An 18495-nucleotide genomic window follows, 5' to 3' on the forward strand; every position below is an offset into this window, starting at 1 on the left:
CCCGGTTCCGGCGGACGAGGCGGGTGGGGGTGGCGGGCGCGGACGCTGAGGGGGTCGGGCCCCGGAGAAGTGGGGCCGCTCCTCCCTCCCGGGAGGGTGGAGAGCGCGCGGCGGGTGCGGGGGCACGGGACGCGGGTGGTGGCGGTGCCGGGGGATGTGACGGACGCAGCGCACCGGGCGGAGCTGGTGGCGGCCGCCCGGGGGCTGGGCGGGGTGGACCTGCTGGTGCACAACGCGAGCGCGCTGGGGGCGGAGCCGCTGGTGCGGCTGGCCGAGCTGCCGCCGGCGGGGCTGCGGACGGCGCTGGAGGTGAACACGGTGGCGGCCTTGGGCCTGGTGCAGGAGGCGCTGCCGCCGCTGCGGGCGAGTGCGGTGGGGGCGGTGGTCGCGGTCAGTTCGGACGCGGCGGTGGAGCCGTACGGGACCTGGGGCGGTTACGGGGCGTCCAAGGCGGCGCTCGACCATCTGGCGGCGGTGCTGGCGGTGGAGGAGCCGGGGCTGCGGGTGTGGGCGGTGGATCCGGGTGACATGGCGACGGACCTGTACGCGGCCGCGGTGCCGGAGGACGTCTCCGGGCGGCCGAGCCCGGAGTCCGTGGCGCCTGCCTTCCTGCGGCTGGTGGCCGAGCGTCCGCCGAGCGGGCGGTACACCGCGGCGGCGCTGCTGGAGGGCGAGGGGGAGAGGGAGGGGGAGGAGGCATGAGGGCTGGTGGAGGCGTGCGGGCCGGGTGCGAGGCGGCCGGGGAGCGGGGGCTCGCGGACGGGGCCGGTCCTGGGACGGGGAAAGGAGAGGGGCCGGTGTCGGCGGCGCCGCCGGCGGAGCTGTCGGCGCGGGTGCCCGCGGAGGTACGGGGTGCGGGGCGGGATGACGTACGGCTGATGGTGTCGCGGGGGCGGGCGGCGTCGCACCACGCCTTCCGTGAGCTGCCGGGGCTGCTGCGCCCCGGGGACGTCCTGGTGGTGAACACCTCGGCGACGCTGCCGGCCGCGGTGACCGGGCGGCTGGGGGCGGACGGGGCCGGGGAGGCGGTGGTGGTCCACTTCTCGACCCGGGGGGACGACGGCCGCTGGGCGGTGGAGCTGCGGGAGCCGGACGGCCGGGGCAGCACCCGGCCGGGCCCGGCGGTCCGGGAGGGCGCGGTGGTGCGGCTGCCCGGCGGGGCGCGGCTGGGGGTGCAGGAGCCGCTGGTCCCGGGGTCGGGGCGGCTGCGGTGGGTGTCGGTGGGGTGGCCGGGGGCGCGTGCGGGGGCCGCGGGTGGGGAGCGGTGCGGGGTGGCGGGGCTGCTGGCGCGGTACGGGCGGCCGATCCGCTACGGGTACACCGAGCGGGACCAGCCCCTGGCCGCGTACCAGACGGTCTTCGCCCGGCCGGGGCCGGACGGGGCCGGGTCGGCGGAGATGCCGAGCGCGGCGCGGCCCTTCACGGCGCCGCTGGTGGCGGAGCTGGTGGGCCGGGGGGTCTGGTTCGCGGCGCTGACGCTGCATACGGGGGTGGCGTCGGCGGAGGCGCATGAGCCGCCGTATCCGGAGCGGTACGAGGTGCCGGCGGCCACCGCCCGGCTGGTGAACGCGGCCCGGGCGGGTGGCGGGCGGATCGTGGCGGTGGGGACGACGGCGGTACGGGCACTGGAGTCGGCGACCGGGCCGGACGGCACCGTACGGGCCGCGCGGGGCTGGACGGATCTGGTGGTGACGCCCCGGCGCGGGGTGCGCGCGGTGGACGGGCTGCTGACCGGGCTGCACGAGCCCGAGGCCTCGCATCTGCTGATGCTGGAGGCGGTCGCCGGGCGGGCGGCGCTGAGGGTCGCGTACGCCGAGGCGCTTGGCCGTCGCTACCTCTGGCACGAGTTCGGCGACGTGCACCTCATCCTTGGGGAGGAAATGCCTTACTGAGCGCATTGCCAGTGCAACAATCGGTGAAATCGCGAGGGGCCCGATGTGAGCCCGCACATAGGGCCTACATCACTTACGAACGGGAGTAGTGGAAAGATAAGTCCGAAATGAGTGCTGGTCGAACGAGTAGGTAGTGGGGCTGATCGGACATCTCGGTCCCCGCTGATCCACTAGGCGGCTTCGTACGTCACACCTTTGCCACCCGATTTTGCGGCCGCTAACAATTGCAGCCGTTGCCCGCCGAGCAGGCGCAGCGCCGCTCCCGGCCGAAGGCGACACTCCGCGAACTCGAAGAGGTACGACTGCATGTCCGCCAGCACGCGCAACGGCTTCAGCCGTCTCAAGAAGAACCACAAGCTCTCCCTCGCCGGCGTCGCCACGCTCAGCGCCGCCGCGATCGGCTTCACCGTCATCCCCGGCAATGCCGCCTCTGCGCAGACCGAGCCGCAGAACGTTGCCGTCGCCCCCGCCGCCGCGACCGTCGCCTCGCTGGGCAAGACCGAGGGCACCCCGCTCCACCTGGGCCTGTCCCAGCAGCAGACCACCATCGAGCTGAAGGCCAAGGCGGACGCCGCCGCGGCCAAGGCGAAGGCGCAGACCGCCGCCAAGGTGAAGGCCACCGCGGCCGCCAAGGCCAAGGCCGAGGCCGCCGCGAAGGAGCGCGCCGCCGTCAAGGCCGCCGCGAGCCGCGCCGCCGCCCGCAAGCCGGTCTTCGCCGACAACCTGGACGGCTGGATCAAGGAGGCGCTCTCCATCATGAAGAAGGAGGGCATCCCCGGCACCTACGAGGGCATCCACCGCAACATCATCCGTGAGTCCAGCGGTAACCCGAAGGCGATCAACAACTGGGACATCAACGCCCAGAACGGCGTGCCGTCCATCGGCCTGCTGCAGATCATCAAGCCGACCTTCGACACCTACCACGTCGACGGCACCAAGAAGAGCCAGTGGGACCCGGTGGCGAACATCGTCGCCTCCTGCAACTACGCGGCCGACCGCTACGGCTCCATGGACAACGTCAACAGCGCCTACTGATCCGACCGGATCGGCGCGTGTGGGCGCGGCCCCCGTCCGGGCCGCGTACCCCCGCTGAGACTTCCGGCGCGCGACCGCCCGAGCGGGCTTGGGCCGGTCGGACGCGCCGGGGACGCTTCCGGTGTGGGACCGCCGGAACGCGGGAAGGGCGGCACCCCTCGCGGGTGCCGCCCTTCCCGTGTCCGCTCCCGGGGGCCCGGGGGGAGGTGTCCGCTCCCCGGCGGACTCAGCGGGTCACTTGCGCATGACCTCCGGCTCGTGGCGGCGCAGCAGCCGCGCCACGACGATCCCGCACAGCACGCCGAGGGCGAGCAGGATGCCCATGTCGAAGACCCACACGCCGAGCTCGTGGTCCCAGAGCGGGTCGGTGTCGGTGGGGTCGTCCTGGTTGGGGAAGAGGACGTTCAGCTGGGCGGTGGCGCCGGCCGCGGCGACCGCCCAGCGGGACGGCATCAGGTAGGAGAGCTCGTTGACGCCCACCTGGCCGTGCAGGGTGAACAGGCAGCCGGTGAAGACGACCTGGATGATCGCGAACATCACCAGCAGCGGCATGGTCTTCTCGGCGGTCTTCACCAGCGAGGAGATGATCAGGCCGAACATCATCGCGGTGAAGCCCAGCGCCATGATCGGCAGGGTCAGCTCCAGCAGGACCAGCGAGGAGCCGAAGATCAGCCCCTCGTCGGGGAGGTCGCGCAGACCGAAGCCTATACCGCCGATGATCGCGCCCTGGAGCACGGTGATCATGCCCAGGACGATCACCTTGGACATCAGATAGGCGGAGCGGGACAGGCCGGTGGCACGTTCCCGTTCGTAGATGACCCGTTCCTTGATCAGTTCTCGTACGGAGTTGGCCGCACCGGCGAAGCAGGCGCCCACCGCCAGGATCAGCAGGATGACCGCCGCGCTGCCGTTGGGCCCGCGCGGGCCGGGCCGCAGCCCGAAGTCGGAGCTGACCAGCACGGAGACCGTGCCCAGCACCGCCGGCAGGATCACCATCAGGGCCATGAAGCCCTTGTCGGAGGCGATCACCGACAGATAGCGCCGGATCAGCGTGAGCAGCTGGGCGCCCCAGCCCTGCGGCTTGGGCGGCCGCATCGCCTGCGCGGACGGCATCTGCACGGACTGCGGGGCCTGGCTGTCGATGTCCGCCGCGTACAGCTGGTAGTGCTGCGAGCCCTTCCAGCGGCCCGCCCAGTCGTAGTCGCGGTAGTTCTCGAACGCCGAGAAGACGTCCGCCCAGGACTCGTAGCCGAAGAAGTTCAGCGCCTCCTCCGGCGGGCCGAAGTAGGCCACCGAACCGCCGGGCGCCATGACCAGCAGCTTGTCGCAGAGCGCCAGCTCGGCGACGGAGTGGGTGACCACCAGGACGGTGCGGCCGTCGTCGGCGAGCCCGCGCAGCAGCTGCATCACATCGCGGTCCATGCCCGGGTCCAGCCCGGAGGTGGGCTCGTCCAGGAAGATCAGCGACGGCTTGGTCAGCAGCTCCAGGGCGACCGAGACGCGCTTGCGCTGGCCGCCGGAGAGCGCGGTGATCTTCTTGTTCTTGTGGATGTCGAGCTTGAGCTCGCGCAGCACCTCGTCGATCCGGGCCTCGCGCTCCTGCGCGGTGGTGTCGGCGGGGAAGCGCAGCTTGGCCGCGTACTTCAGCGCCGTCCGGACGGTCAGCTCCTTGTGCAGGATGTCGTCCTGCGGCACCAGCCCGATGCGCTGGCGCAGCTCGGCGAACTGCTTGTAGAGGTTGCGGTTGTCGTAGAGGACATCGCCCTCGTTCGCCGGGCGGTAGCCGGTGAGCGCCTTCAGCAGCGTGGACTTGCCGGAGCCGGACGGGCCGATGACCGCGACCAGCGACTTCTCCGGTACGCCGAAGGAGACGTCCCGCAGGATCTGCTTGCCGCCGTCGACGGTGACGGTGAGGTGGCGGGCCGAGAAGGAGACCTCGCCGGTGTCGACGAACTCCTCCAGCCGGTCCCCCACCAGCCGGAACGTCGAGTGGCCGACGCCGACGATGTCGCCCGCGCCGATCAGTGCGGTGCCGGACTTGGCGAGCGGCTGGCCGTTGACGTAGGTGCCGTTGTGCGAGCCCAGGTCGCGGATCTCGAAGCGGCCGTCGGGGGTGGCGTGGAAGTCGGCGTGGTGGCGGGAGACCTGGAGGTCGGAGACGACCAGGTCGTTCTCCAGCGCACGGCCGATCCGCATCACCCGGCCGAGGGCCACCTGGTGGAAGGTGGTGGGGCTGCGGTCGCCGTAGGCCGGCCCGCCACCGTCCTGGCCGGGGCCCGGCTGGCCGGGGGCCTTGCTCACCTGGGGCGGGACCTGCCCCTGCGCCGGGGGCTGCTGCCAGTCGGAGGACGCCGGCGCCTGGGGCGGGACCCCGGCCCCGGCCTGGGCGTGCGGCGCCTGGGCGTGCGGGGCGGCGGCCGGCTGCTGCCAGTGCGGCTGCTGCGCCGGGGCCTCCGGTGCGTGCGACTGCGACTGCGGCCGCTGCGCCTGCGGGGCCGCGGTGCCCGCGTACGCCCCGGTGCCGGCCCCGGCCGGGCTCACGGTGAGCCGGGGGCCGTCGGTGGCGTTGCCCAGGTGCACGGGCGAGCCCGGTACCAGTTCCGCCTGCGCCACCCGCTGGCCCTGCGCGTAGGTGCCGTTGGTCGAGCCGTGGTCCGAGATGACCCAACCCCGGCCGCTCCAGGTGAGGGTGGCGTGCCGCCACGAGACCCTGGCGTCGTCGATCACCACGTCGCCCTGCGGGTCGCGTCCCAGGGTGTACGACCTGGACGGATCGAGGGCCCAGGTCCTTCCGTTCAGTTCCAGTACGAGTTCCGGCACTCCATGCCCCACTAGTCGTCCCCCGAGTGTCTCCCCCCTGAGGGAGGCTGGGGATGTCGAACATCCTGGGGAACTATTTCAGGCCCGGTCCCCTATTCGAAAGTCGGGCGATGCGGGGGCCGGTTCGCGATCCGCGTGGGGCGGTGCCGCGGGGTGTACGCCTTGTGCGGGTTCGGGCCCCGCTGTCCGGGCGGTCCGGCGCCGTCCCGGCTGCCCGACCGCCTGCGCCGCCCGGCTGTCCGGTACGCGGGATGCGGAATCGCCCGGGCGCAGGGGCCGGATACGGTGGGAGGACCATGAGCGCTTCGCAGACCTCCGAGGTCCCCGCCGACGTCCCCACCCTTCTCGTCAAGATCTTCGGGAAGGACCGGCCCGGGATCACCGCCGGGCTCTTCGACACCCTGGCCGCCTACTCCCTCGACGTGGTCGACATCGAGCAGGTCGTCACCCGTGGCCGGATCGTGCTGTGCGCGCTGGTCACCGCGCCGGCCGCGGGCGGCGAGGGCGGGCTGCGGGCCACCGTGCACAGCTGGGCCGAGTCGCTCGGACTCCAGGCGGAGATCATCTCCGGCCGGGGCGACAACCGGCCGCGCGGGATGGGCCGCTCCCATGTGACCGTTCTGGGCAACCCGCTGACCTCGGAGAAGACGGCGGCCATAGCGTCCGCGATCACCGCCACCGGCGGCAACATCGACCGTATCTTCCGGCTCGCCAAATACCCGGTGACGGCGGTGGAGTTCGCGGTGTCGGGCGCCGACACCGGGCTGCTCCGCACCACGCTCGCCACCCAGTCGCACGAGATCGGGGTGGACATCGCGGTGGTGGCGTCCGGGTTGCAGCGCAGGGCGCAGCGGCTGGTCGTCATGGACGTGGACTCGACGCTCATCCAGGACGAGGTGATCGAGCTCTTCGCGGCGCACGCCGGCTGCGAGGCGGAGGTCGCCGAGGTGACCGAGCGGGCGATGCGCGGGGAGTTGGACTTCGAGCAGTCGCTGCACGCGCGGGTGGCCCTGCTGGCCGGGCTGGACGCCTCGGTGGTGGAGAAGGTACGGGCCGAGGTGCGGCTGACACCGGGCGCCCGCACGCTGATCCGCACCCTGAAGCGGCTGGGCTACCAGGTGGGGGTGGTCTCGGGCGGCTTCACCCAGGTCACCGACGACCTGAAGGGGCGTCTGGGGCTGGACTTCGCCTCCGCCAACACCCTGGAGATCGTGGACGGGCAGCTGACCGGGCGGGTGGTCGGCGAGGTGGTGGACCGGGCGGGCAAGGCCCGGCTGCTGCGGCGGTTCGCCGCCGAGGCGGGGGTGCCGCTGGCCCAGACGGTGGCGATCGGCGACGGCGCCAACGACCTGGACATGCTCAACACGGCCGGGCTCGGGGTGGCGTTCAACGCCAAGCCCGTGGTCCGCCGCGCCGCCCACGCCGCGGTCAATGTGCCGTTCCTGGACACGGTGCTGTATCTGCTGGGCATCACCCGCGAGGAGGTCGAATCCGCGGACGCGGAGGCCGGAGACGGGGACGAGGACGACGGGTACGGGGACGACAGGTACGCAGACGCGGAGGACCGGGCCGGACAGTAGGGGCCGCGCCCCGGCCCGAAGCGGTACGGGGTGGGGCGGGGCCCGGCGGCGGTCACGGAGGACGCGGGCCGAGGCCGCCGCCCGGCCGCCCTGGGCGATGCCGGGGCGACGGTCGCGGGCGGGTGGCCGGGGGCAGGAGCAGGGGCGGCGGGCCGGGGCGGGCGAGCCGCATGGGGCACGCGCGGGGCCGACGGTCGCGGGGAGTGGCCAGGGCCAGGAGCAGAGGCGACGGGCCGGGGCGGGCGGGCCCCATGGAGTACGCGCGGGGCCGACGGTCGCGGGGTACGGGCGGGGCCGACAGTCGCGGGGTACGGGGCTGAGACCCGGAGCCGGGGGCCGCGAGCGGGACGGCGGACAGGGCCGGTGGACGGGGAGTGCAGGCCGCCCGGCCACTTTCGCCGATGCCGGGGAGTATGGGGTCCGGCCGGGGCGGGCGGGCCGCATGGGTACGCGCGGGGCCAACGGTCGCGGGGTACGGGGCCGAGGCCCGGAGCCGGGGGCCGGAGCCCGGAGCCGGGGGCCGCGAGCGGGACGGCGGACAGGGCCGGCCGACAGGGAGTGCGGGCCGCATGGGTACGCGCGGGGCCGACGGTCGCGGGGTACGGGGCTGAGACCCGGAGCCCGGGGCCGCGCGCGGGGACGGCGGACAGGGCCGGTGGACGGGGAGTGTGGGCTGGCCGGCCGTGGGGGCAGGCCGCAGACGCGGAAGCCGGAGACGCGCGAGACGCGAAGGCGGGCAGCAGGGCCGCCCCACCGCGGAGCCCAGCCCGGGACAGACGCCCACGGACCCGTAGGCGCGTAGGCCCGTGGGACGGCCCCGGGCCCTAGGCCCGTACGGCCCGTGGCGGCCGTCGCCGGGACCGGCGGGCGGCGCCCGGCGGTCCTGTCTGTGCGGCTGCGCCGACCAGGCGGGGCGCCGCGTACCGAGGCGGTGGGGTGACGCGTACCAAGGCGGCGGGCCGACCGGGGGCTGGGCATGACGGCCGATGGCGACGGTCGGCGCCGCTGTCGGCGGGTACGGCGCCGCCGCACACCCCGGCGGTGACGTGGAACTCGGCAGTGGCGAACCGGGCGGCCCAGCTCGGGGCCGGGTCGTCACCCTCGCCCGTCAGCGCGTGGTGGGCGTGACCGGCCCGGGCAGGCCCGGGGCGCCTCAGGCGTTCGGGGTCCAGTAGTCGGTGAGGGTGCCGACGCCGATCTCCAGGGACTTCCAGGGGGCGGTGAAGGAGACCACGGCGAACGCGGCGGTCGGGAAGCCGCCGCGGTTCATCCGGGTCCGGGTGTCGCCCTCGGCGCCGCCGGAGAGTGCCTCGGCGACGGCGTGCATGCCGGGGTTGTGGCCGATGACCAGCAGGTCGCGGACGTCCTCGGGGGTCTCGTTGAGCAGCGCGATGATCTCGCCGGCGGAGGCCTCGTACAGCCGCTCCTCGTAGACGGTCCGAGGCCGGTCGGACAGCTCCTGCACGGCGAGCTTCCAGGTCTCCCGGGTCCGGGTCGCGGTGGAGCACAGGGCCAGGCCGAAGGGGATGCCGGTCTCGGCGAGCCGGCGGCCGGCGACCGGGGCGTCCTTGCGGCCGCGCTCGGCGAGCGGCCGCTCGTGGTCGGACACCTGCGGCCAGTCGGCCTTGGCATGCCGGAGGAGCACGATCCTGCGGGGTGTGTCGGCGCTCATGTCTCCCAGCTTCGCATGAAACCCGCCCGTGGGCGTGGGGCGTTGGCCGTGGTCAGGGCGTGAGGGTCTGCTGTATCCGCTGGAGCACCCGGCCGACCTCGGCGTCGCCGCGGGCCGCGGGCGCTCCGGGGCCGGTGGCCATCAGGGCGAGCAGGGCCGTGAAGACGAGGACCGGGAGCGCGGCCGCCCACCAGGGTAGCCGGGTGCCGGGGGCGATGGGGGGCGCGGGGGAAACGCCCTGATGGGTGCGGGCCGACATGGCGCCTCCGTGGTCCGGTCCGTGGCGGTGGGAAGATCGCCGGGCGACGCCAGGTGCCGGACGTCTCCCGGTGATCTCCACGCTACGGAGCCGGTGCCCCCGTTCCCATCCGGCAGACCACCTACTTCACCCTGAGGCCGGCCCCCTAGTGGGGGCTGGGGTTGTCCCCCGCAACCATGGGCGGTCTCGGCCCCAGGGCTCAGGCCTCAGGCCTCAGGCCTCAGGGGGAGACGAGGGTGGCGATGATGCCGATCACCGTGCCGATGGCGAGCATCGCGCCGAAGACGAGGAGGAGCTTCTTCTGGCCGTTCTGCGGATTCGGGTCGAGCACAGGCTGCTGCATGCGCCCAGTCTCGCACCTCACCCCTCGTCCTCGATCGTCCGGTCCCGTCCGGCCAGCACGCCCACGACCATCTGCGGCACCATCAGCGCGGCCATCAGCGTCAGCGGCAGGTCCCAGCCGCCGCTGTGCTCGTAGAGGGTGCCGACCAGGATGGGGCCCGGGATGGAGATCAGATAGCCGACGCTCTGGGCGAAGGCGGAGAGCCGGACCACCCCGGCACCGGTCCGCGAGCGCATGCCGATCATGGTGAGGGCCAGCGGGAAGGCGCAGTTCGAGACGCCCAGCAGCACCGCCCAGACCCAGGCCCCGCCCGCCGGGGCGAGGTGCAGTCCGGCGTACCCGGTCAGGCCGCACAGGGCCAGCGCGACCACGATCGGCCCCTGGTTGCGCATCCGGGTGGCGAGCCGGGGGATGACGAAGGCCAGCGGCACGCCCATGACCATGGTGACGGCCAGCAGCACTCCGGCGGTGCCGGCGGAGACCCCGGCGTCCCGGAAGATCTGCGGCATCCAGCCCATGGTGATGTACGCGCCGGTGGCCTGGAGTCCGAAGAAGCAGGCGAGCGCCCAGGCGGTGCGGCTGCGGGCCATCCGGAGGGCGGGAGCCTCCGGAGCCGTAGCCGGGCCGGATGCCTGAGGGGCCTCCGGGGTGTCTTCGGCCGCCCGGACGCGGGTGCGGGCGAGTGGCAGCCAGACCGCGACGGCCAGCACGCCGAGGCCGGCCCAGACGCCGAGCCCGAGGCGCCAGTCGCCGCCGAGTGCCTGGGTGAGCGGCACGGTGGCGGCCGCCGCCAGGGAGGTGCCGAGGGCCAGCGACATGGAGTACAGGCCGGTCATGGTGCCGACCCGGTCCGGGAAGTACCGCTTGACGATCACCGGCATCAGGACGTTGCTGAGCGCGATGCCCATCAGCGCGAGGGCGCTGGCGGCCAGGAAGGCGGCCGTCCCGCCGGCGAAGGGCCGCAGCAGCAGCCCGGCGGTGATGGCGGCCATGCCGGCGAGGACCACCCTGCCCGGGCCGAGGCGCCGGGAGAGCCGGGGCGCGAGGGAGCCGAAGACGGCGAAGCAGAGCGGTGGCACCGAGGTGAGCAGTCCGGCCGTGCCACCGCTCATGTGGAGTCCGTCGCGGACCTCCTCCAGCAGGGCGCCGAGGCTGGTGATGGCCGGGCGGAGGTTGAGCGCGGCGAGGACGAGTCCGGCCATCAGCAGCCGGGTGAGCCAGCCCGCAGACGGCCGCGGCGCCTTCGCCGCCACCGGGGAGGCCGGGGCGGCAGGGGAGGGCGGGGCGAGAGTGGCGGCGGTGGTCGCGGAGGTCTGCTGCGGGTCGGACATGACCCCATCATAGAATCATGGGATGATTGGTTGTCCAGCTCGTCAGCCACTCCCGTCGTCCGCCAAGGAGCACCATGGCTCTCAGCTCGCCCCGCCGATCGGGGCTGTCCGACCAGGTGATCGCCGCCCTGCGCGGCCAGATCACGTCCGGCGAGTGGCCGGTCGGTTCGCGCATCCCCACCGAGCCCGAGCTGGTCGAGCAGCTGGGGGTGGCCCGCAACACGGTCCGCGAGGCGGTCCGGGCACTCGCCCACAACGGGCTGCTGGACATCCGGCAGGGCTCGGGCACCTATGTCATCGCCACCAGCGAGCTGGCCGGGGTGATGCACCGGCGGTTCGCCGGGGCCGATCCGCGCCATGTCGCCGAGCTGCGCTCCACCCTGGAGTCCTCGGCGGCCCGGCTGGCCGCCGCCCGCCGCACCGAGCGGGACCTGCGGGCGCTCGACGCGCTCCTGGAGCGCCGGGAGGACGCCTGGCAGGCCGGGGACGCCGAGCTGTTCGTGCAGGTGGACGCGGCGTTCCACCAGGCCGTGGTGACAGCCTCGCACAACGAGGTGCTGTCGGAGGTCTACGCCGACCTGGGGCATCTGCTGCGGGACTGGCTCCGGGCCGATGTGGGCGAGGAGCTGCGGCCGGAGAACCACATGGACCACGCCCGGCTGGTGGAGGCGATCCGGGCCGGCGACGCGGAGCTGGCGGAGTCGGAGGCGGCGGGCTATCCGTTCCTCTGCCTGCGGGCGCCGGCGGGCACGGGCACGGCGACGGATGCCGGCACGGGCACGGGCACGGCAGCGGACACCGGCCCGGGCGTGGCAGCGGAAACCGGCCCGGGTGCGGGATCGGCCGCGGACGTCGCCGCTCCCCCGGCGCCTGCCGGGTGACCCGCCGCCTCAGCCCGCCACCGGCTGGTGGCTGAGCCAGGCGGTGGTGATCTCCTTCCAGCAGCGGCCGTCGAACTCGGCGTAGCCGGCCGGGGCGATGTCCACGGGCGCTCCGTCGGAGTCGATGTCCCACCAGCGCGCGCACTCCACATGGAGCTGGACGCGGTCGGTGCGGGGGTAGGGGTTGTGGCAGTACGCGGTCACCCGGGAGCCCTCGACGGAGGTGCGGCAGACCGCCTCCCGGTCGGCGCGCTCACCGCCGTACGCCCTGGCTCCGAGGGCCCCGCCGGCGAGTACGGCCGTGAGGGCCGCGACGGCCGACAGGGCCGCCGCCGTCCGGTGCCCCCGGTGGTGCCGTACCCGGCGACCGGCCGGGTGGTGCTTCGTACGCACAGCCACACCTCCCCACACGCCACGGAACCTTCGTCCCGTTCCGTCCCCATTCTGCCGTGGTGGCGGTGACTCTACGACTCGGCGGGGTGACCCTCTGGAGGGCGGGCCGGTACGCGCGAAGGCCGCGCGCCGTCCGGAGGCGATCCGGGACGGGGCGCGGCCTTCACATACGTACGGCGCGGGGGGCCGGTCAGGCGCCCATGATGTGCACACCGCCGTCGACATGCACGATCTCGCCGGTGGTCTTCGGGAAGAAGTCCGACAGCAGGGCGACGACGCCGCGGCCGGCCGGCTCCGGGTCGCTCATGTCCCAGGCCAGCGGGGAGCGCTCGTCCCAGACCTTGGCCAGGTCGCCGAAGCCCGGGATGGACTTGGCGGCCATCGAGCCGAGCGGCCCGGCGGAGATCAGGTTGCAGCGGACGTTCCGCTCGCCCAGGTCGCGGGCGAGGTAGCGGCTGGTGGCCTCCAGCGCGGCCTTGGCCGGGCCCATCCAGTCGTACTGCGGCCAGGCGAACTGCGCGTCGAAGGTGAGGCCGACGACCGAGCCGCCGTTCTCCATCAGCGGCAGGCAGGACATGGTGAGCGACTTCAGCGAGAACGCCGAGACGTGCATCGCGGTGGCGACCGACTCGAAGGGGGTGTTCAGGAAGTTGCCGCCGAGGGCGTCCTGCGGGGCGAAGCCGATGGAGTGCACCACGCCGTCCAGGCCGCCGAGCTCCGCGCGCACGACCTCCTCGACGCGGGCCAGGTGCTCGTCGTTGGTGACGTCGAGCTCGATGACCTTGGCGGGCTTGGGCAGCTTCCGGGCGATGCGCTCGGTCAGGGTCGGGCGGGGGAAGGCGGTGAGGATGATCTCCGCGCCCTGCTCCTGGGCCACCTTGGCGGTGTGGAAGGCGATGGAGGACTCCATCAGCACTCCGGTGATCAGGACGCGCTTGCCGTCGAGGATTCCGCTCATGTGACTCAGTGACCCATGCCCAATCCGCCGTCAACCGGGATGACGGCTCCAGTGATGTACGAGGCGTCGTCGGACGCCAGGAAGCGGACCGCGGCCGCGATCTCGTCCGGCTGCGCGTACCGGCCGAGCGGCACCTGCTTGACGATGCCGGCGCGCTGCTCGTCGGTGAGCGCCTTGGTCATGTCGGTGTCGACGAAGCCGGGTGCCACGACGTTGAAGGTGATGTTGCGCGAGCCGAGTTCACGGGCGAGCGAGCGGGCGAAGCCGACCAGGCCGGCCTTGGAGGCGGCGTAGTTCGCCTGCCCCGCCGAGCCGAGGAGTCCGACCACCGAGGAGATGAGGACCACGCGGCCCTTCTTGGCGCGCAGCATGCCGCGGTTGGCGCGCTTGACGACGCGGAAGGTGCCGGTGAGGTTGGTGTCGAGGACGGACGTGAAGTCCTCCTCGGTCATACGCATCAGCAACTGGTCCTTGGTGACGCCGGCGTTGGCCACCAGCACCTCCACCGGACCGTGCCTCTCCTCGATCTCCTTGTAGGCCTGCTCCACCTGCTCCGTGTCGGTGATGTCGCACCGCACGGCCAGGCAGCCGGCCTCGGTCAGGGCGGCCGGCGGCTCCCCGGACCGGTAGGTGATGGCGACCTTGTCGCCGGCGTCGGCGAACATACGGGCGATGGCGAGGCCGATCCCCCGGTTTCCTCCGGTGACGAGAACCGAGCGGCTCAACGGTTCACCCTTTCGCTCTGCGGTCTGGTACGTCTGCAAACTATCGGTCGGGGGGGCGGTACGGAGAATCGGGCCCTGACAGTGGCGTACCGCACGGGCTGTCGGATCCCTACAGAAGATCCCCTGACTCCCCCGGATCCACCGGAAGGCCCCGGGGGGCGGCGGGCGGGGCGGGGCGGCCGGCCGGCCGCTCCCCCGTCGGCGAACCCGCTGGAATCGGTCCCCGGGGCGCGACATGATCGGGGCGACCCGTCTCGACGACAGGAGACAATCCGTGCCTCATTCCATCGACGCGGCCTTCACCACGCTGCCCCTGCGGGCGCTGGCCGACGCGGCGCTCGCGCGGGCCCGCGCGCTCGGCGCCGAGCATGCCGACTTCCGCCTGGAGCGGGTGCGCAGCGCTTCCTGGCGGCTGCGGGACGCCAAGCCCGCGGGCTCCTCCGACGCCACCGACCTCGGATACGCGGTGCGGGTGGTGCACGGCGGGGCGTGGGGGTTCGCCTCGGGGGTGGACCTGTCCATGGACGCGGCGGCGAAGGTGGCCTCGCAGGCGGTGGAGATGGCCAAGCTGTCGGCGCGGGTGATCGCGGCGGCGGGCTCGGACGTGGGGGTCCCCCCTGGACGAAGTCCTTGGGGGAGGGTGGAGCTGGCCGAGGAGCCGGTGCACGCGGACCGCACCTGGGTCTCCTCGTATGAGATCGACCCGTTCACGGTGGCGGACGCGGAGAAGGGCGCGCTGCTCGCGGACTGGAGCGCGCGGCTGCTGCGGGCCGACGGGGTGGCGCATGTGGACGCCTCCCTGATGGCCGTGCACGAGAACAAGTTCTACGCGGACACGGCGGGCACGGTCACCACCCAGCAGCGGGTGCGGGTGCATCCGCAGCTGACCGCGGTGGCGGTGGACGCGACGACCGGCGAGTTCGACTCGATGCGGACCATCGCGCCGCCGGTGGGGCGCGGCTGGGAGTACCTGACCGGCACCGGCTGGGACTGGGACGCCGAGCTGGAGCGGCTGCCGGGGCTGCTGGCGGAGAAGATGCGCGCGCCGAGCGTGGAGCCGGGCGGCTACGACCTGGTGGTGGACCCCTCCAACCTGTGGTTGACCATCCACGAGTCGATCGGGCACGCCACCGAGCTGGACCGGGCGCTGGGGTACGAGGCGGCGTACGCGGGCACCTCCTTCGCCACCTTCGACCAGCTGGGCAAGCTGGCCTACGGCTCGTCGATCATGAACGTGACCGGTGACCGGACCGCCGAGCACGGGCTGGCGACGATCGGCTACGACGACGAGGGCGTGGCGGCGCAGAGCTGGGACCTGGTGAGGGACGGGCGGCTGGTCGGCTACCAGTTGGACCGGCGGATCGCCCGGCTGACCGGGCTGGGCCGCTCCAACGGCTGCGCGTTCGCCGACTCCCCCGGCCATGTGCCGGTGCAGCGGATGGCGAACGTCTCGCTGGCGCCGGAGCCGGGCGGGCTGTCCACCGAGGACCTGATCGGCGGGGTGGAGCGCGGGATCTACGTGGTCGGCGACCGCTCCTGGTCGATCGACATGCAGCGCTACAACTTCCAGTTCACCGGGCAGCGGTTCTTCCGCATCGAGAACGGCCGGCTGGCCGGGCAGCTGCGGGACGTCGCCTACCAGGCGACCACCACCGACTTCTGGGGCTCGATGGAGAAGGTCGGCGGTCCGCAGACCTACGTCCTGGGCGGCGCGTTCAACTGCGGCAAGGCCCAGCCGGGGCAGGTGGCGGCGGTGTCGCACGGCTGCCCGTCCGCCCTGTTCCGCGGCGTCAACATCTTGAACACGACCCAGGAGGCCGGCCGATGAGCCCCGCTGCCAAGCCGTACGAGATCGTCGAGCGCGCCCTGGAGCTGTCCCGCGCGGACGGCTGCGTGGTGATCGCCGACGAGCAGTCCTCGGCCAATCTGCGCTGGGCCGGGAACGCGCTGACCACCAACGGGGTCACCCGGGGCCGCACCCTGACGGTGATCGCCACCGTGGACGGCTCCGAGGGCACCGCCTCCGGGGTGGTCTCCCGGGCCGCGGTGACCGCCGACGAGCTGGAGCCGCTGGTGCGCGCCGCCGAGGCGGCGGCCCGGGCGGCGGGGCCGGCCGAGGACGCCCGGCCGCTGGTCGCGGACGCGCCGGCGTACCGCGGTGGCGGCCCGGACTTCACCGACGCGCCGGCCGAGACCGGCTCGGGGGTGTTCGCCGCGTTCGCGCCGGCGCTGGGCGAGGCCTTCGGCCGGGCCCGGGCCGGCGGGCGGGAGCTGTACGGCTTCGCCAACCACGAGCTGACCTCGACCTATCTGGGCACCTCCACCGGGCTGCGGCTGCGGCACGACCAGCCGTCCGGGACGCTGGAGCTGAACGCCAAGTCCCCGGACCGCACCCGCTCGGCGTGGGCGGGCCGCGCCACCCGGGACTTCGCCGATGTGGACCCGCTGGCCCTGGACGCCGAGCTGGCGGTCCGGCTGGGCTGGGCGGAGCGGAAGGTGGAGCTGCCGGCCGGGCGGTACGAGACGCTGCTGCCGCCCACCGCGGTCGCGGACCTGCTGATCTACCTGCTGTGGTCGGCGGCGGCCCGGGACGCGGCGGAGGGCCGCACGGTCTTCTCCCGCCCGGGCGGCGGTACGCGGGTGGGCGAGACGCTCTCGCCGCTGCCGCTGACCCTGCGCAGCGACCCGGGCGCGCCGGGCCTGGAGTCGGCGCCGTTCGTGGTGGCGCACTCCTCGGGCGACGACTCCTCGGTGTTCGACAACGGGCTGCCGGTGGCGCCGGTGGAGTGGATGAGCGGCGGGCGGCTGGAGCGGCTGGTCGCCACCCGGCACAGCGCCGAGCTGACCGGGCTCCCGGTGGCCCCGGCGGCGGGCAACCTGATCCTGGACGGCGGAGGTGGGCGGTCCATCGAGGAGATGACCGCCGCCACCGGGCGCGGGCTGCTGCTGACCTGCCTCTGGTACATCCGCGAGGTGGACCCGGCGACGCTGCTGCTGACCGGGCTGACCCGGGACGGGGTGTACCTGGTCGAGGACGGCGAGGTGGTCGGCGAGGTGAACAACTTCCGCTTCAACGAGTCGCCGGTGGACCTGCTGTCCCGGGCGGTCGAGGCGGGCCGCACCGAGCGGACCCTGCCGCGGGAGTGGAGCGACTGGTTCACCCGGGCCGCGATGCCGCCGCTGCGGGTGCCGGACTTCAACATGAGCTCGGTCAGCAAGGGGGTGTGACCCGCCTAGACTGGCCCGGAAACCTGTGAACACGACGGACTGAGGAGACGCGAGACCGTGACGGACATCGTCGACGAGCTGAAGTGGCGTGGGCTGTTCGCCCAGTCCACCGACGAGGACGCCCTGCGTAAGGCTCTGGCGAACGGTCCCGTCACATTCTATTGCGGCTTCGACCCGACCGCGGCCAGTCTGCACGTCGGGCACCTGGTGCAGGTGCTCACCGTCCGCCGGCTCCAGCGGGCCGGGCACCGGCCGCTGGCGCTGGTCGGCGGGGCGACCGGCCAGATCGGCGACCCCCGTCCGACCGCCGAGCGCACCCTGAACGACCCGGAGACCATCGCGGCCTGGGTGTCCCGGCTGCGGTCCCAGATCGAGCCGTTCCTCTCCTTCGAGGGGGAGAACGCCGCGGTCATGGTCAACAACCTGGACTGGACCGCGGGGCTGTCCGCGATCGAGTTTCTGCGGGACATCGGCAAGCACTTCCGGGTCAACAAGATGCTGACCAAGGACTCGGTCGCCCGGCGGCTGGAGTCGCAGGAGGGCATCAGCTACACCGAGTTCAGCTACCAGCTGCTCCAGGGGATGGACTTCCTGGAGCTGTACCGGCGCTACGGCTGCACCCTCCAGCAGGGCGGCAGCGACCAGTGGGGCAACCTCACGGCCGGGCTCGACCTGATCCACCGGCTGGAGCCGGACGCCTCCGTGCACGCGCTGGCGACCCCGCTGATGACCAAGGCGGACGGCACCAAGTTCGGCAAGACCGAGGGCGGGGCCGTCTGGTTGGACCCGGAGATGACCACCCCGTACGCCTTCTACCAGTTCTGGCTGAACGTGGACGACCGGGACATCTCCGCGTACGCGCGGATCCTCTCCTTCCGCAGCCGGGAGGAGCTGGAGGAGCTGGAGCGGGTCACCGAGGAGCGGCCGCAGGTCCGGGCCGCCCAGCGGGCGCTGGCCGAGGAGCTGACCACCCTGGTGCACGGCGCCGACCAGTGCGCCGCCGTGATCAACGCCTCCAGGGCGCTGTTCGGCCAGGGCGAGCTGGGTGAGCTGGACGAGGCGACGCTGGCCGCCGCGCTCGCCGAGCTGCCGCACGCCAAGGTGGCGGCGCCGGGGGCCGTGGTGGACCTGTTCGCCGAGGTCGGCCTCGCCCCCAGCAAGTCCGCGGCCCGCCGTACGGTCAAGGAGGGCGGCGCCTACGTGAACAACGTGAAGGTCACCGCCGAGGACGCCGAGGTGTCCGCCGACGAGCTGCTGCACGGGCGCTGGCTGGTGCTGCGGCGCGGCAAGAAGAACCTGGCCGCGATCGAGGTGGCGGCCGCGGGCTGAGGCCGGCGGTGGGATGTACGGGGCGGCGGCCCGGGTGCCTTGCGGTGCC

Annotated in this window: 16 protein-coding genes; 8 read left to right on the plus strand and 8 right to left on the minus strand. The window is 73.6% G+C overall.

The genetic code is table 11. The features are described from left to right. The first annotated feature begins 45 nt into the window (after positions 1-45). The 3 genes from M1O15_RS16410 to M1O15_RS16420 all read left to right on the plus strand — a co-directional run bounded on the left by M1O15_RS16410 (position 46) and on the right by M1O15_RS16420 (position 2927). Positions 46-702: an SDR family NAD(P)-dependent oxidoreductase gene (locus M1O15_RS16410; RefSeq protein ID WP_372499488.1), complete on the plus strand. Its 657-nt coding sequence runs from the start codon at positions 46-48 to the stop codon at positions 700-702. Further along, a complete protein-coding gene (locus M1O15_RS16415) occupies positions 699-1892 on the plus strand; it encodes an S-adenosylmethionine:tRNA ribosyltransferase-isomerase (RefSeq protein ID WP_282576831.1) in 1194 nt (397 codons plus the stop codon). The genes M1O15_RS16410 and M1O15_RS16415 overlap by 4 nt, the downstream gene beginning before the upstream one ends. Before the next feature lie 306 nt (positions 1893-2198). Then, positions 2199-2927 carry a transglycosylase SLT domain-containing protein gene (locus M1O15_RS16420; protein WP_248634611.1) on the plus strand — a complete coding sequence of 243 codons (729 nt, stop codon included), beginning with the start codon at positions 2199-2201 and terminating at the stop codon, positions 2925-2927. A 234-nt stretch (positions 2928-3161) separates the two neighbouring features. On the opposite strand, the gene M1O15_RS16425 is transcribed toward M1O15_RS16420, so the two are convergent. Beyond that, a complete protein-coding gene (locus M1O15_RS16425) occupies positions 3162-5747 on the minus strand; it encodes an ABC transporter ATP-binding protein/permease (RefSeq protein ID WP_248634612.1) in 2586 nt (861 codons plus the stop codon). 296 nt (positions 5748-6043) lie between these two features. Here M1O15_RS16425 and serB point away from each other — a divergent pair, with 296 nt between their 5' ends. Continuing rightward, positions 6044-7327 carry a phosphoserine phosphatase SerB gene (serB, locus tag M1O15_RS16430; RefSeq protein WP_248634613.1) on the plus strand — a complete coding sequence of 428 codons (1284 nt, stop codon included), beginning with the start codon at positions 6044-6046 and terminating at the stop codon, positions 7325-7327. A 1153-nt stretch (positions 7328-8480) separates the two neighbouring features. Here the strand turns inward: serB and M1O15_RS16435 are convergent. The 4 genes from M1O15_RS16435 to M1O15_RS16445 form a co-directional block, all read right to left on the minus strand. Beyond that, positions 8481-8999: a SixA phosphatase family protein gene (locus M1O15_RS16435; protein ID WP_248634614.1), complete on the minus strand. Its 519-nt coding sequence runs from the start codon at positions 8997-8999 to the stop codon at positions 8481-8483. A 52-nt stretch (positions 9000-9051) separates the two neighbouring features. Next, complete coding sequence (locus M1O15_RS16440; RefSeq protein ID WP_248634615.1) at positions 9052-9258, minus strand: hypothetical protein; 207 nt, start codon at positions 9256-9258, stop codon at positions 9052-9054. A gap of 220 nt (positions 9259-9478) precedes the next feature. Continuing rightward, the gene (locus tag M1O15_RS31445; protein WP_282576832.1) at positions 9479-9601 is read right to left on the minus strand and encodes an SGM_5486 family transporter-associated protein; all 123 of its coding nucleotides are present in this window, start codon (positions 9599-9601) and stop codon (positions 9479-9481) included. A gap of 17 nt (positions 9602-9618) precedes the next feature. Further along, on the minus strand, positions 9619-10932 hold the full coding sequence (locus tag M1O15_RS16445; protein WP_248634616.1) for a CynX/NimT family MFS transporter: 1314 nt from the start codon (positions 10930-10932) through the stop codon (positions 9619-9621). 74 nt (positions 10933-11006) lie between these two features. Between M1O15_RS16445 and M1O15_RS16450 the strand changes: the two genes are divergently transcribed. Further along, positions 11007-11813, plus strand: a complete 807-nt coding sequence (locus M1O15_RS16450) for a FadR/GntR family transcriptional regulator (RefSeq protein ID WP_248634617.1) — start codon at positions 11007-11009, stop codon at positions 11811-11813. A gap of 9 nt (positions 11814-11822) precedes the next feature. Here M1O15_RS16450 and M1O15_RS16455 read toward each other — a convergent pair whose 3' ends face one another. The 3 genes from M1O15_RS16455 to fabG form a co-directional block, all read right to left on the minus strand. Continuing rightward, positions 11823-12206, minus strand: a complete 384-nt coding sequence (locus tag M1O15_RS16455; RefSeq protein WP_248634618.1) for a hypothetical protein — start codon at positions 12204-12206, stop codon at positions 11823-11825. Between the two features lie 190 nt (positions 12207-12396). Further along, the gene (gene fabI / locus M1O15_RS16460; RefSeq protein ID WP_248634619.1) at positions 12397-13164 is read right to left on the minus strand and encodes an enoyl-ACP reductase FabI; all 768 of its coding nucleotides are present in this window, start codon (positions 13162-13164) and stop codon (positions 12397-12399) included. 5 nt (positions 13165-13169) lie between these two features. After that, the gene (gene fabG / locus M1O15_RS16465; protein ID WP_248634620.1) at positions 13170-13889 is read right to left on the minus strand and encodes a 3-oxoacyl-[acyl-carrier-protein] reductase; all 720 of its coding nucleotides are present in this window, start codon (positions 13887-13889) and stop codon (positions 13170-13172) included. Between the two features lie 274 nt (positions 13890-14163). Between fabG and M1O15_RS16470 the strand changes: the two genes are divergently transcribed. From M1O15_RS16470 to tyrS, 3 genes are read left to right on the plus strand one after another with little or no spacing between them, the layout of a single operon-like run. Further along, positions 14164-15717 (plus strand): TldD/PmbA family protein, encoded by a 1554-nt coding sequence (locus M1O15_RS16470; protein ID WP_248634621.1) that lies wholly within the window; start codon positions 14164-14166, stop codon positions 15715-15717. Continuing rightward, on the plus strand, positions 15714-17117 hold the full coding sequence (locus tag M1O15_RS16475; RefSeq protein WP_248634622.1) for a metallopeptidase TldD-related protein: 1404 nt from the start codon (positions 15714-15716) through the stop codon (positions 17115-17117). Before M1O15_RS16470 ends, M1O15_RS16475 begins: the two co-directional genes overlap by 4 nt. A gap of 57 nt (positions 17118-17174) precedes the next feature. Further along, complete coding sequence (gene tyrS / locus M1O15_RS16480) at positions 17175-18446, plus strand: tyrosine--tRNA ligase (RefSeq protein ID WP_248634623.1); 1272 nt, start codon at positions 17175-17177, stop codon at positions 18444-18446. Positions 18447-18495 lie beyond the last annotated feature (49 nt).

The organism is Streptomyces lichenis, from assembly GCF_023218175.1.
Lineage (GTDB): Bacteria > Actinomycetota > Actinomycetes > Streptomycetales > Streptomycetaceae > Streptomyces > Streptomyces lichenis.